The sequence below is a fragment of the Massilia sp. P1_C10 genome, assembly GCF_056406475.1.
Genome location: NZ_JBFUAC010000004.1, coordinates 393,849 through 406,502, shown reverse-complemented (window position 1 = coordinate 406,502; position 12,654 = coordinate 393,849). Strand labels below are relative to the sequence as shown.

Below are 12,654 nucleotides of genomic sequence, written 5' to 3'. Positions count from 1 at the left end.
TGAATTAAGACAGGAGGAGGCGCACCGGCACGAACCGTCCTGCGCTCCATGGCCCCGTGGCTCAAGCCGACGCTCGCTCCCCGGCGCGCAGAGTCAGCACTTGTACGCCAGTGCGCGTCACGGCCACCGTGTGCTCGAACTGCGCGGACAATTTGCCGTCCGTCGTCACGACCGTCCAGCCGTCGTCCTCGGTCTCGACCTCGTGATGGCCCTGGTTGATCATCGGTTCGATGGTGAACACCATGCCTTCGCGCAATATCATGCCGGTGTTGGGCTTGCCCCAATGCAGCACCTGGGGAGGCTCGTGCATTTCACGACCGATGCCGTGCCCGCAGTACTCCCTGACCACCGAGTAGCCGCTTTGTCTGGCGTGACGCTCGATGGCATGGCCGATATCGCCGAGCCTGGCGCCTGGACGGACGGCCTTGATGCCTTTCCACATGGCCTCGTAGGTCACTTGCACGAGCCGTTTGGCGGCCGGCGACACGTCGCCGACCAGGTAGGTCTTGCTGGAATCGGCGATGAAGCCGTTCTTTTCCAGCGTGATGTCGAAATTCACGATATCGCCGCTCTTCAGGATATCGGTCGGGGACGGCACGCCGTGGCAAACGACGTGGTTCGGCGAGGAGTTGAGCGAATAGGCAAATCCGTACTGGCCCTTGCTGGCCGGCCGCGCATCGAGCTCATTGACGATGAAGGCGTCGACCAGGTCGTTGACCTGCATGGTCGACATGCCGACCAGGTTCAATTGATCGAGATAGGCGAAGACGCTGGCGAGCAGTTTGCCCGATTCCGCCATCAGCGCGATTTCTTCGGGTTTCTTCGTCATGAGAACGCTCCTCGCATGGGCGGAGCCTCGACGCCCGCGCTGCGCAGCTCCCACGCAACGATCTCATTGAACGTCAGCGTTGGATTCATTTCGGCCAGCATGCCGATCTTGATCCAGAAAGCGGCTTGTCCATTAATCGAACGGCAGCCAACGGCACTCGCTTTGCGGATCTGGCCGTGCAGTTCGTCGTCGATGTTTACGATGCCCATTTGGTAACCTTTTATATGAAACGTATATGAATTATATATCCCGCTGGGTTGGTCGCGCAAGCCGCGCGGTGATGCGGCTGGCCCCGCGGCCGCAAAAATGGGCTGCGGCGCCATTCCTTCCTGCACGATGGTAAAATACGCGGTTAAATCAATCGCTAGTAAAGGCTTTACCAAGTGCTCTCCACTGCCAACATCACCATGCAATTCGGCGCCAAGCCGCTGTTCGAGAATATTTCAGTCAAGTTCGGCGACGGCAACCGCTACGGCCTGATCGGCGCCAACGGCTGCGGCAAATCGACCTTCATGAAAATCCTCGGCGGCGACCTCGAGCCGTCGGCCGGCACCGTCATGCTCGACCCGAACGAGCGCCTGGGCAAACTGCGCCAGGACCAGTTCGCGTTCGAAGACATGCGCGTGCTCGACGTGGTGATGATGGGCCACACCGAACTGTGGAACGCCATCTCCGAGCGCGACGCGATCTACGCGAACCCGGACGCGACCGACGACGACTACATGCACGCGGCTGAACTGGAAAGCAAAGTGGCCGAGTACGACGGCTACTCGGCCGAGGCGCGCGCGGGCGAACTGCTGCTCGGCGCCGGCGTGTCGATCGACCAGCACCAGGGCCCGATGAGCGCCGTCGCTCCCGGCTGGAAGCTGCGCGTGCTGCTGGCGCAGGCGCTGTTCTCGAATCCGGACATCCTGCTGCTCGACGAGCCGACCAACAACCTGGACATCAACACCATCCGCTGGCTGGAAGATGTGCTGAACGATCGTAATTCGACGATGATCATCATCTCGCACGATCGCCACTTCCTGAACCAGGTCTGCACGCACGTCGCCGACATGGACTACGGCACGCTGAAGGTCTACCCGGGCAATTACGACGAGTACATGTTCGCCTCGACCCAGGCGCGCAACCAGCAGCTGGCCAACAACGCCAAGGCCAAGGACAAGGTCGCGGAACTGCAGGAATTCGTGCGCCGCTTCGCCGCCAACAAGTCGAAGGCGCGCCAGGCCACCTCGCGCGCCAAGCAGATCGAGAAGATCAAGGTCGACGACATCAAGCCGTCCTCGCGCGCCTATCCGTTCGTGCGCTTCGAAGGCGAGAAGAAGCTGCATCGCCTGGCGGTGGAAGTCGAAGGCATCTCGAAGAAGTACGACAAGCAGCTGTTCAAGAATTTCAGCATCATGATCGAGGCGGGCGAGCGCGTCGCCATCATCGGCGCCAACGGCGCCGGCAAGACCACCTTGCTGCGGTCGATCTGCGGCGAGATGTGCGGCATGCAGACCGATACCGGCCGCGTCAAGTGGGCCGAGAACGCCAACGTCGGCTACATGCCGCAGGATCCGACCGAAGAATTCGCCGGCGGCGAAGTGCTTGCCGACTGGATGGGCCAGTGGACCAAGGAAGGCGACGACGACCAGGCCGTGCGCTCGATCCTGGGCCGCCTGCTGTTCGGCGGCGACGACGTCAAGAAGTCGGTCAAGGTGCTGTCCGGCGGCGAGAAGGGCCGCATGATGTACGGTAAGCTGATGCTGGGCCGTCACAATGTCATGCTGCTCGACGAGCCGACCAACCACATGGACATGGAATCGATCGAGTCGCTCAACATCGCGCTTGAAAAATACGCCGGCACCCTGATTTTCGTGTCGCACGACCGCGAGTTCGTCTCGTCGCTGGCCACGCGCGTCCTGGAAATCAAGGAAGACGGCATCGTCGACTTCCAGGGCAATTACGAAGACTACCTGAAGAGCCAGGGTATCGATTAATCGGGAGCTGCCATGACTGTCATGCCTATCACGCGCATCGAATACGACCACCCGCAAGCCGGCCTGTCCTGCACCGCGCAGGCCTGGGCGCGCGCGCCGGAAACGCCAACGGCCGACGAGCGCACCGCGCTCAAGGACAAGATCCGGCGCCTGCTCAAGGAGCGCGAAGCGGTGCTGGTCGCGCACTATTATGTCGACGCCGACTTGCAGGACCTGGCCGAGGAAACCGGCGGCTGCGTCTCCGATTCGCTCGAGATGGCGCGCTTCGGCCGCGACCATCCGGCCAAGACGCTGGTGGTTGCGGGCGTGCGCTTCATGGGCGAGACGGCCAAGATCCTCAGCCCCGAGAAGCGCATCCTGATGCCGGACCTGGACGCGACCTGTTCGCTCGACCTGGGCTGCCCGGCCGACGAATTCGCCGCCTTCTGCGACGCCCATCCGGATCGCACGGTGGTGGTGTACGCGAATACCAGCGCGGCCGTCAAGGCGCGCGCCGACTGGATGGTGACGTCCTCGATCGGACTCGACATCGTCGCGCACCTGCACGCGCAGGGCAAGAAGATCCTGTGGGCGCCCGACCGCCACCTGGGTTCGTACATCCAGAAGAAGACCGGCGCCGACATGCTGCTGTGGCAGGGCTCCTGCCTGGTGCACGACGAATTCAAGGGCATCGAACTCGATCTGCTGAAGGCCGAACACCCGGATGCGAAAGTGCTGGTGCATCCAGAGTCGCCTGCCAACGTGGTTGCACTGGCCGACGTGGTCGGCTCGACCACGCAGCTGATCAACGCCGCGGTCGAAATGGACGCGAAGACCTTCATCGTCGCCACCGACAACGGCATCCTGCACAAGATGCGGATGGCGGCGCCGGGCAAGCACTTCATCGAAGCGCCGACCGCCGGCAACAGCGCCACCTGCAAGAGCTGCGCGCATTGCCCGTGGATGGCGATGAACGGCCTGCGCAACCTGGCCGAGGTGCTGGAAAACATGAACAACGAGGTGTTCGTCGATCCAGAGATCGGCAAGCAGGCGGTGCGCGCGATCGACCGCATGCTCGATTTCGCCGCGGCGAAAAAGGCCAAGGCCCTGCCGACCGGCGAGCTGGCGAAAGAAGGCGCACTGTTTTCGGGAGTTGGACCTGCATGAGTAATCTGAAGAATCCGTTCAACGAATTCGACGCCGCGCTGCAGTCGGCGTTCGAAGCGAACATCCTGGCCGCGCTGCTGGAAGACGTCGGCAGCGGCGACCTGACCGGCCTGCTGGTGCCGAACGACACCCGCGTGCGTGCGCGCGTGATCGTGCGCGAAGACGCGGTGCTGTGCGGCGCGCCCTGGTTCGACGGCGTGATGCTCGCGCTCGACCAGGACACCGAGATCACCTGGAACTACGCCGAAGGCGACATGATGAAGGCGGGCAGCGTGGTGTGCACGATCGAAGCGGCGCCGCGCGCGCTGCTGACGGCCGAACGCGCCGCGCTGAACTTCCTTCAGCTGATGTCGGGCGTGGCCAGCGCGACGCGCCGGTTTGTCGACGTCGTCGCCGGCACCAAGGCCGCGGTGCTCGACACGCGCAAGACCGTCCCGGGCCTGCGCCAGGCGCAGAAGTACGCGGTGCGGGTCGGCGGTGGACAGAATCAGCGCATGGCGCTGTTCGACGGCATCCTGATCAAGGAAAACCACATTGCGGCGGCAGGCGGCGTGGGCAAGGCGCTGGCTGCTGCGGCGGCGCTCAACTCCGGCAAGCCGGTGCAGATCGAAGTCGAGACGCTGGCGCAGCTGACGGAAGCGCTGGAAGCGGGCGCTGTCTCGGTCCTGCTGGACAATTTCGAGCTCGGCAAGATGCGCGAAGCGGTCGCGCTGAACGCCGGCCGCGCGCTGCTCGAAGCGTCGGGCGGCGTGAGCCTCGACAGCGTGCGCGCGATCGCCGAAACGGGCGTCGACCGCATCTCGGTCGGCAGCCTGACCAAGGACGTCAAGGCCACCGACTATTCCCTGCGGATAGTTGACTAGTCAAGTATCTCGCACTCCAGGGTCTGACCCCGCGGGTCAGACCCTCAGCATCGGCAAAACATCTTCGGCCGATGCATCGATTTTCAGCGTCAGCAGATCGTCCGCGCGCGTTATCCCGAGATTGATCGCCGCAATCGGCTTGCCGGCCGCCGCCGCCATGCGCGCAAACCGGAATCCCGAAAACACCATCAGCGAAGACCCGACCACCAGCAATGCGTCGGCCGCTTCAACGCGCGCGACCGCTTCCAGCGTCACCGCGCTGTGAACGCCATCTCCGAAGAACACCACATCCGGCTTGAGCGTGCCGCCGCAGTGCAGGCACTCCGGCACCTGAAAATCCGTGAGTGACTCCGGTTCGAGGTGGGCGTCGCCATCGGGCGCCGCGGCGGCCACCGCGCCAGTGACGCCGGGATTCAACGCTGTCAGTATTTCCTGCACATGGGCGCGCGCAAAATCGGCATCGCAATCGAGGCAGATCACCTGATGAATATTCCCGTGCAGTTCGAGCACGTCGCTGCTGCCGGCGCGCTGGTGCAGGCCGTCGACGTTCTGGGTCATCACCGATGCGATCCGGCCGGCCGCCTGCAGGTCGGCCAATGCGTGGTGCGCCGCGTTCGGCGTCGCGCGCGCGAGGGTAGGGTAGCCGATCATGCTTCGTGCCCAGTAGCGCTTGCGTACCGCTTCGAGCTTGCGAAACTCCGGCCCCTGCACGGGCGCCTTGCCGCGCCTGACGCCGTCCCGCCCGCGGTAGTCCGGAATGCCGGACGCCGTGCTGATACCGGCGCCGGTCAGCACCAGCACCCTGCGATGCCGATCGAGAAAACCTGCTAACCGTGCGGAATTATTTTCTTCATGCATATGTTGCAATCGAGTAAATCATCACTAAATGGTAATTCCCAATCTATCAGAAAGGTTTGCCATGCGTCGTTTCCTCTCCGCTTGCGCGGTTGCTTCGATCCTGCTTTGCGGCACGGCGTCCGCGGCCGACGTGCCGGCCTATATCGGACAGCGCATCACCACCGCCGCGGACACCCAGGCGATTAACAAGGTCATCGAAGACTTCCAGACGGCTGTCAAAACCAAGGACCGCAAGCTGCTCTCGACGCTGGTGCTGAATGCGAACATCCTGTTCGATACGCCCTATCACCCGAACGACATCGTCGATGTCCGCGACAAGTACGACGTGACGTTCGATGGCTTGCACGCAGGCGGGTACACCGAGTTCGCGCGCTTCCTGGGCACGGCAAAGGAGTCGATCGAGGAGAAGTTCTACAACGTGAAGATCACTCAGGACGACAACCTCGCTTGGGTGATGTTCGACTACGAGTTCGTCCGGGCCGGCAAGACGCAGAACTACGGCGTCGAAACCTGGCAGATGATCAAGGCGGTCGATAACAAATGGAAGATCGTCAGCGTGATGTGGACGATGCACATGCCGCCGAAATAATCAGGCCTTCGACGACCAGGCGATGCCGCCGACGATCAGCGCGAACGCCGCCAGGTGATACAGGTGCGGCGGCTCGCCGAGAAAGGCCGACGACATCAGCGCGGCGAACAGCGGCGTCAGGTTGCTGAAAAACGCGGCGACCGTGGGGCCGGCACGCTGCACGCCGGCGCCCCAGCAGCGAAACGCCGTCACGGCGGGACCGGCCGCCACGTACGCCAGCACCGCGATCACGGTCCAGCTCCATGCGATGTGACGCGGCCCCGTCGACCATTCCACGCCGGCCAGCACGCCCGACCACAGCGCGCCGTAGATCACTTGCGCGAGCAGGAAGGCGGCCCAGTCGGCGCGGATCGCCGGCCGGTCTTTCGGCTGCATCAGCATCCAGCTGTAAAACGACCACACGATGGTCGCGAGGATCATGTACAAGTCGCCCGGCACCAGCCGCAGCGCGACCAGCTGGCGCCATTCGCCGCGCGAGAGCACCAGCACCACGCCGGCGATCGACAGCACGGCGCCGGCCACCTGTTTGCGCTTGACCGGCATCCTGAAGAACAGCGCGCCAATCAGCAGCATCCACACCGGCATGCCGGCCGCCACCAGCGTGACGTTAATCGGCGTCGAGCTTTGTAGCGCGAGATACTGGAGCGAGTTGTAGAGGCCCACGCCGAACAGGCCGAGCATGCTGTAACGGCGCCAGTCCTGCCAAAGACCACTGCCGGGGCGCAGCAATGCGCGCCCGAGCGGGAGCAGGATCAGCAGCGCCAGGCACCAGCGCAGCAGGTTCAAGGTCATCGGCGGCACGGCGTCGCGCACCAGGCGGCCGACGATGGCGTTGCCGGCCCAAAGGAGGGGCGGCACCGTCAGGAGCAGGGCGGTCGAAGGCGTGAGTTTGCGATTCATGCGGCGGCGTCAAGATCGGGGTCAGGTCCGGCGGACCTGACCCCATTTGCTATCGACGCGGCGGCGTCAGGACGCTTGGCAGCGCCTTCGGCAGCGTGTTCGGATAGTCGCGGCTGAAGTGCAGCCCTCGGCTTTCGTGCCGCGACAGCGCGCTGTTGACGATCAGCGCCGCCACGTCGACCAGGTTGCGCAGTTCCAGCAGGTCGTGCGTGATGCGGAAGTTGCGGTAGTACTCGTCGATTTCTTCCTTGAGCAGCGCGATGCGGTGCTGCGCCCGTTCCAGCCGCTTGGTGGTGCGCACGATGCCGACGTAGTTCCACATGAAGCGGCGCAGCTCGTCCCAGTTGTGCGAGATGACCACTTCCTCGTCGGCGTCGGTGACGCGGCTTTCGTCCCACTGCGGCAGCGCCGGCTGGTCCAGCTTCGGCTGCGCGGCGACGAACTGCGCGCAGGCGCGGCCAATCACCAGGCATTCGAGCAGCGAGTTGCTGGCCAGGCGGTTGGCCCCGTGCAGTCCGGTGCAGGCGGTCTCGCCGACCGCATACAGGCCTTCGAGGTCGGTGCGCCCGGCCAGGTCGGTGACCACGCCGCCGCAGGTGAAATGCACTGCAGGCACCACCGGAATAGGCTGCTTCGTGATGTCGATGCCCAGCTCAAGGCAGCGCGCGTAGATGGTCGGGAAGTGCTCCTTGAGGAACTCCGGCGGCTGGTGGCTGATGTCGAGGTTGACGTAGTCGATACCGCGCTTCTTCATTTCGAAGTCGATCGCGCGCGCCACCACGTCGCGCGGCGCCAGTTCGCCGCGCTCGTCGTGCATCGGCATGAAGCGCGTGCCGGCGGCGGCGCCGGCTTCCGGCGGCAGCAGCAGGCGGCCGCCTTCGCCGCGGATCGCCTCGGTGATCAGGAAGGACTTGGCGAACGGGTGGTACAGGCAGGTCGGATGGAACTGGATGAACTCCATGTTCGACACGCGGCAACCGGCGCGCCACGCCATCGCGATGCCGTCGCCGGTCGCGGTGTCGGGGTTGGTGGTGTACAGGTAGGTCTTGCCGGCGCCGCCGGTGCACAGCACGGTGTGCTCCGCCTCGAAGGTGAGCACGGCGCCGGATTTTTCGTCCTGTACGTACAGGCCGAGGCAGCGCGGCGTGGAGCCAGGCGCCTTGGCGCCAAGTTTGTCGGTGCTGATCACGTCGATTGCGCAGTGGTGCTCGAACAGCGAGATGTTCGGATGCGCGCGCACCTTCTGTTCGAGCGTGAGCTGCACCGCGTGGCCGGTCGCATCGGCCGCGTGGATGATGCGGCGCTGGCTATGGCCGCCTTCGCGCGTCAGGTGAAATCCCAGTTCGGCGGTCGGGTCGCGCGTGAACGGCACGCCTTGCTCGATCAGCCATTCGATCGCTTCGCGCCCGTGTTCGACGATGTAACGGGTGGCCGCTTCGTCGCACATGCCGGCGCCGGCGATCAGCGTGTCGTTGATGTGCTCTTCGTAGCTGTCGCCCGAATCGAGCACCGCGGCGATGCCGCCCTGGGCCCAGTTGCTGGCGCCGTCGAGGAGTTCGCGCTTCGATACGATGGCGACCTTGCGCGTCTGCGCCAGGTGGAGGGCGACGGACAGGCCGGCCAGGCCGCTGCCGACGATTGCGACGTCAAATTTCATGGGGTTCGCGATGAGAGATGCAGATGCATCACTATAGACGATTTGTCCTGTTCGCGCCGCGACTACCAGGACATGATCCAGTTCGCGCTCGCCTCGGCCACTTGGGTGCGCCATTTTCCGGACGCGAAAGTGTGGTTCGCGCCGCCGACGTCGATGCGCTTTGCGCGCACGTTATGGCGCGCCATCAGGCGGGCGAATTCGCGCGCGACGAGGTCGTCCTCGCTGAGCACCACCAGCACCTGGCCATCGAAGGCGGCCAGGCTGGCCACCACCCGCTGCGGCAGCGGCTGGCCGCGGTCGCTGGCCGCCATTCTCATGTTCTGGCCCAGCGTGGCGGCGCTGGCGGCAAAATCGAGCTTGCCGCTGGCGACCTTCTTCCAGAACGCCACTTCGCCAAGCCGCGCCAGGTAGTAGTGGCGCAGCATCGCGCGCGCCGCGCCTTGCGGCGTGCGCACCCAGGGATTGAGCAGGACGAGCCCGCGCACCCTGGCGTCGGTGCCGGCGTAGAACGAAGCGGCGCTGGCGGCGTCGCACAGGCCCCAGATCACGACTTCGTTCATGTCGGGCACTTGCAGGAAGAATTCGCGCATGGCGGCGCCGATGTCGTCGTCGATGCGGTCGAAGCCGCGCTGCTCGCCCTCGCTGTCGCCCATGCCGCGCCGGTCGAAGCGCATCGCCGGGATGCCGCGTTCGGCCAGCTGGCGCGAAAGCATCGTGGACTGGCGATGGCTGCCGATCCGGTATTGCGGGCCGCCGGTCACCACCAGCACGCCGCGCGGCAAGGGACGCTCGGGGATGTCGATGATGCCCACCAGGCCGTTGCCGTTGCAGGCGAAGCGCAGGGCGCGCTGCGAGAATTTCATGGCGCGGCCCGGGCGAACACGTTGGCCGTCGCGGCCAGCAGCGCCGGGCATTCGGCAATGTCGCTGGTGGCCCAGAACGGCACGCCGTCGACCGGGTGGAAATGCAGGTCGACGCCCAGCGGGGCCCAGCGTTCGGCCAGGCGCGCGGCGCCGGTGGCGAGGCGGCGCGCGCCCGGCGTGCCGCTGGCGAACCAGTGCACGGTGCACGGCAAGGGCTTCAGGTGGATGGCCTCGCAGGCGTCGATCGGGCCGACCATCGCGCATTCCAGGTCGTAGCCCGCCACTTCAAGGCGGCCGTGCGCGGCGAGCGCGGCGCGCAAGGCGGCGGTGCTGCGCGGCGCGCCCAGGCCGGTGCCGTCCATGCCGGCGGCAAGGCGCAGCCGCAGGAACTGGTTGATACAGGTGCGGCCATTGAGGAAGGGCTGCCACAGGAGGATGGCTTCCACCTTGCGGGTGGTGGCAAAGTCAATCGCCAGCAGGCCGCCCAGGCGCACGCCCCACAGGTGCAGCGGGCCGCTGGCGCGCGCGTCCAGCCAGTCGGCGGCTGCGGCGAGATCGCGCTTCCACTGGTCCCAGCGGCCGGAATGGAAGTCGCCGCAGCTGTCGCCACAGCCGAACAGGTCGACCTGCAGCACCGCGTAGCCCATCGCCGCGAAGGCGCGCGACTGCAGCGACGCCATGCGGCGCGTCTTGTTCAGCTCCTCGGCGAATGGATGTACGTACAGGATGGTGCCGCGCGGCTCCAGCTGGGGATTGGGCGCGTGGTACAGGCAGAAACGGGTGCCCGGGTCGACGTCGAAGAAGAACGGTTCGACATGGGGGACGGCAATCAGCGGCGCATTCATGGTTCAGCATCTCCTGCACGATTTCGGCCACGCTGCCGACAGTGCAAGCGCATGCGATGTGATTGGAAGGAAACGTTCATGGTGTTTTTGTCCAGCAGACAAGTCCATTAGACACCCCCGGATTTGCGTGATGTTGATGACGCACAAGCTGCGGACTCAGCCGTTAGCTGAGTGGCGTCAATGAGCGAACGGCCGTTTGTCTGAATCATTGATTCCTTGACGCAATGAATTGGAGAACATCATGAGCGGGCTGTGCGGATGGTTTTCGCCTGAACCCGGCGCGCTGCCGATTGGCGAGATGGGCGCGCTGCTGTGCCGCGGCGGCGCGCAGGAACTGGTGACGGCGGAGCATGGTGCGGGCGCGCTGGCGGTGGCGAGCGGCGCCGGCGGCGCCAGCCTGCTGCGCGAGGACGGTTTGCTGGTGGCGATGTGGGGCGAGCGCGCCGACACGCTCGCGCGGCTATGGCGCAGCCACGGCGCCAAGGCGTGCGCGGCGCTGTCGGGCAGCTTCGCCTGCGCCATCGTCGACGAACGGCGCGGCGAGGCGCTGCTGGCGGTCGACCGCACCGGCGCGCGGCCGCTGTACTACCAGCAGCTGGGACGCACGCTGGCGTTTGCCACTTCGGCCGATGCGCTGGCGCGCCATCCGGGCGCCGGCGGCGAGATCGATCCGCAGGCACTCTATAACTATCTGTACTTTCACGGCGTGCCGGCGCCGGCCTCGATTTACAAGGGCCAGCGCCGGCTGATGCCGGGCGAATCGCTGCACATGTGCGGCGCGAGGATGACCCGCACCCGCTACTGGAAGCTGGGCTTCGACGAATCGGCCGGCGCCGGCGGACCGGCCTTGCAGCAGGAGCTGCTCGATACGGTGCGCTCGGCCAGCGTCGATGCGCACGGCGCCGACGGCGGCGCGGTCCTGCTGTCGGGCGGGCGCGCGAGCGCGGCGATCGCGGCGCTGCTGTCGGGCGCGGGCCAAGTTCGCACCTATTCAGTGGCGTACGATGGCGATGCGGCGCTCGCGCCGGCACGGACCCTGGCGCGCCATTTCGGCGCCCGCCACCGCGAGATGGTGGCGAGCGGCGGCGACGCCGCCGATGCGGCGGTCCGGCTCGCCGGCGGCTGCGACCAGCCGCATGGCGATCCGGCGCTGCTCTCGATGTTCCTCGGCGCCGGGATGGCGGATGCCGATGGCGTGCGGCGGCTGCTTGGCGGGCATGGCGGCGCCAGCCTGTTCGGCATGCGCACGCATTATGCGCAGCAAGCGCGCCTGAGCCAGTACGAGAAGATCCCGTCGGGGTTGCGCCACACCCTGGTCGAGCCCTTCCTGTTCCGGCTCGCGGGCAGGGTGCGCGCCGCTCCCCTGCGGCATGCCCGCAGCCACATCGAAGACGCGCTGGCGAGCCTGCCGCAGCGGCTGGAGGCGTCCAATCTTTTGCATGGCTACGGCAGCACGCAAGTGCTGGAGCCGTGCTTCCTGGGCGCGGTCGATCCGACCGGACCGTCCGCCACGCTGGGCGAAAGCTGGTGGCAATCCGACGGCTGCTGCCAGCTGAACCAGCTGATAGCGCTCGACCTGCAGTATGCGCTGGCCGGCTGCCAGGTGCCGGCCGCGATCCGTGCCTGCCGGCTGGCGGGCGTCGAGGCGGCGTTTCCCTTCCTGGGCGACGCCGTGATCGCTTTCGCGGCGCGCCTGGCGCCGCGGCATAAGCTCGAGGGGAACCGGACCGCGCCGTTGCTGCGCGACGCCCTGCGCGACATCCTGCCACGCCGGCGCGCGGCGGCGCGCGTGCCGTCCGCCGCGCCCCCGCTTGCACGATGGCTGCAGGCCGAGCCGCGCATCCGCCAGCTCGCATTCGACAGCCTGTCGGACCTGAAACGGCGCCACATCGTGCGCGCGGACTTTATCGACACGCTGTTGGCTACCAGCGGCGCCGGCGAACCCGAGCCCCACGCGCGCATGGTCTGGCTGCTGACGATGCTGGAACAGTGGCTGGCCCAGCGTCCCGGCGCGGTGGTGCGCATGCCGGACGCCAGGAGGTCGCTGCGCGAACCGGAAACCTGCCGCCAATAGCGCGGCGCTGGGAGACCCCGATGGGAATTGGCATATGGTTGTACCCGA

At 66.0% G+C, this 12,654-nt stretch carries 12 protein-coding genes; 5 read left to right on the top strand and 7 right to left on the bottom strand.

All coding sequences use genetic code 11. The features are described 5' to 3' along the window. Window positions 1-61 precede the first annotated feature (61 nt). Both map and AC1D02_RS11880 read right to left on the bottom strand, forming a co-directional pair. Complete coding sequence (map, locus tag AC1D02_RS11885; RefSeq protein ID WP_477316989.1) at window positions 62-829, bottom strand: type I methionyl aminopeptidase; 768 nt, start codon at window positions 827-829, stop codon at window positions 62-64. Next, the gene (locus tag AC1D02_RS11880) at window positions 826-1,038 is read right to left on the bottom strand and encodes a ParD-like family protein (protein WP_477317163.1); all 213 of its coding nucleotides are present in this window, start codon (window positions 1,036-1,038) and stop codon (window positions 826-828) included. Before AC1D02_RS11880 ends, map begins: the two co-directional genes overlap by 4 nt. Before the next feature lie 174 nt (window positions 1,039-1,212). On the opposite strand from AC1D02_RS11880, the gene AC1D02_RS11875 reads away from it, so the two are divergent. From AC1D02_RS11875 to nadC, 3 genes are read left to right on the top strand one after another with little or no spacing between them, the layout of a single operon-like run. Then, the gene (locus tag AC1D02_RS11875; RefSeq protein WP_477316987.1) at window positions 1,213-2,811 is read left to right on the top strand and encodes an ABC-F family ATPase; all 1,599 of its coding nucleotides are present in this window, start codon (window positions 1,213-1,215) and stop codon (window positions 2,809-2,811) included. Between the two features lie 12 nt (window positions 2,812-2,823). After that, complete coding sequence (gene nadA, locus AC1D02_RS11870) at window positions 2,824-3,957, top strand: quinolinate synthase NadA (protein ID WP_477316985.1); 1,134 nt, start codon at window positions 2,824-2,826, stop codon at window positions 3,955-3,957. After that, complete coding sequence (gene nadC, locus AC1D02_RS11865; RefSeq protein ID WP_477316983.1) at window positions 3,954-4,820, top strand: carboxylating nicotinate-nucleotide diphosphorylase; 867 nt, start codon at window positions 3,954-3,956, stop codon at window positions 4,818-4,820. Before nadA ends, nadC begins: the two co-directional genes overlap by 4 nt. Window positions 4,821-4,856: 36 nt before the next feature. Here nadC and AC1D02_RS11860 read toward each other — a convergent pair whose 3' ends face one another. Continuing rightward, window positions 4,857-5,678, bottom strand: a complete 822-nt coding sequence (locus AC1D02_RS11860) for an NAD-dependent protein deacetylase (protein ID WP_477316981.1) — start codon at window positions 5,676-5,678, stop codon at window positions 4,857-4,859. A 61-nt stretch (window positions 5,679-5,739) separates the two neighbouring features. On the opposite strand from AC1D02_RS11860, the gene AC1D02_RS11855 reads away from it, so the two are divergent. Continuing rightward, window positions 5,740-6,267 (top strand): Cif family virulence factor, encoded by a 528-nt coding sequence (locus AC1D02_RS11855; protein ID WP_477316979.1) that lies wholly within the window; start codon window positions 5,740-5,742, stop codon window positions 6,265-6,267. Here AC1D02_RS11855 and AC1D02_RS11850 read toward each other — a convergent pair whose 3' ends face one another. From AC1D02_RS11850 to AC1D02_RS11835, 4 genes are all read right to left on the bottom strand, one after another. Continuing rightward, on the bottom strand, window positions 6,268-7,167 hold the full coding sequence (locus AC1D02_RS11850; RefSeq protein WP_477316977.1) for a DMT family transporter: 900 nt from the start codon (window positions 7,165-7,167) through the stop codon (window positions 6,268-6,270). 49 nt (window positions 7,168-7,216) lie between these two features. Then, window positions 7,217-8,824 (bottom strand): L-aspartate oxidase, encoded by a 1,608-nt coding sequence (nadB, locus tag AC1D02_RS11845; protein ID WP_477316975.1) that lies wholly within the window; start codon window positions 8,822-8,824, stop codon window positions 7,217-7,219. Window positions 8,825-8,886: 62 nt separating this feature from the next. Then, on the bottom strand, window positions 8,887-9,687 hold the full coding sequence (locus tag AC1D02_RS11840) for a hydrolase 1, exosortase A system-associated (protein WP_477316973.1): 801 nt from the start codon (window positions 9,685-9,687) through the stop codon (window positions 8,887-8,889). Further along, window positions 9,684-10,532 (bottom strand): hydrolase 2, exosortase A system-associated, encoded by an 849-nt coding sequence (locus AC1D02_RS11835; RefSeq protein ID WP_477316971.1) that lies wholly within the window; start codon window positions 10,530-10,532, stop codon window positions 9,684-9,686. The genes AC1D02_RS11840 and AC1D02_RS11835 overlap by 4 nt, the downstream gene beginning before the upstream one ends. A 241-nt stretch (window positions 10,533-10,773) precedes the next feature. On the opposite strand from AC1D02_RS11835, the gene AC1D02_RS11830 reads away from it, so the two are divergent. Next, window positions 10,774-12,606: an asparagine synthase-related protein gene (locus AC1D02_RS11830; RefSeq protein WP_477316969.1), complete on the top strand. Its 1,833-nt coding sequence runs from the start codon at window positions 10,774-10,776 to the stop codon at window positions 12,604-12,606. Window positions 12,607-12,654 lie beyond the last annotated feature (48 nt).

Bases quoted from the DNA above. Each gene is read 5' to 3' on its own strand.
- map (WP_477316989.1), bottom strand. From the start codon at position 829: ATGACGAAGAAACCCGAAGAAATCGCGCTGATGGCGGAATCGGGCAAA.
- AC1D02_RS11880 (WP_477317163.1), bottom strand. From the start codon at position 1,038: ATGGGCATCGTAAACATCGACGACGAACTGCACGGCCAGATCCGCAAA.
- nadA (WP_477316985.1), top strand. From the start codon at position 2,824: ATGACTGTCATGCCTATCACGCGCATCGAATACGACCACCCGCAAGCC.
- nadC (WP_477316983.1), top strand. From the start codon at position 3,954: ATGAGTAATCTGAAGAATCCGTTCAACGAATTCGACGCCGCGCTGCAG.
- AC1D02_RS11860 (WP_477316981.1), bottom strand. From the start codon at position 5,678: ATGCATGAAGAAAATAATTCCGCACGGTTAGCAGGTTTTCTCGATCGG.
- AC1D02_RS11855 (WP_477316979.1), top strand. From the start codon at position 5,740: ATGCGTCGTTTCCTCTCCGCTTGCGCGGTTGCTTCGATCCTGCTTTGC.
- AC1D02_RS11850 (WP_477316977.1), bottom strand. From the start codon at position 7,167: ATGAATCGCAAACTCACGCCTTCGACCGCCCTGCTCCTGACGGTGCCG.
- nadB (WP_477316975.1), bottom strand. From the start codon at position 8,824: ATGAAATTTGACGTCGCAATCGTCGGCAGCGGCCTGGCCGGCCTGTCC.
- AC1D02_RS11840 (WP_477316973.1), bottom strand. From the start codon at position 9,687: ATGAAATTCTCGCAGCGCGCCCTGCGCTTCGCCTGCAACGGCAACGGC.
- AC1D02_RS11835 (WP_477316971.1), bottom strand. From the start codon at position 10,532: ATGAATGCGCCGCTGATTGCCGTCCCCCATGTCGAACCGTTCTTCTTC.
- AC1D02_RS11830 (WP_477316969.1), top strand. From the start codon at position 10,774: ATGAGCGGGCTGTGCGGATGGTTTTCGCCTGAACCCGGCGCGCTGCCG.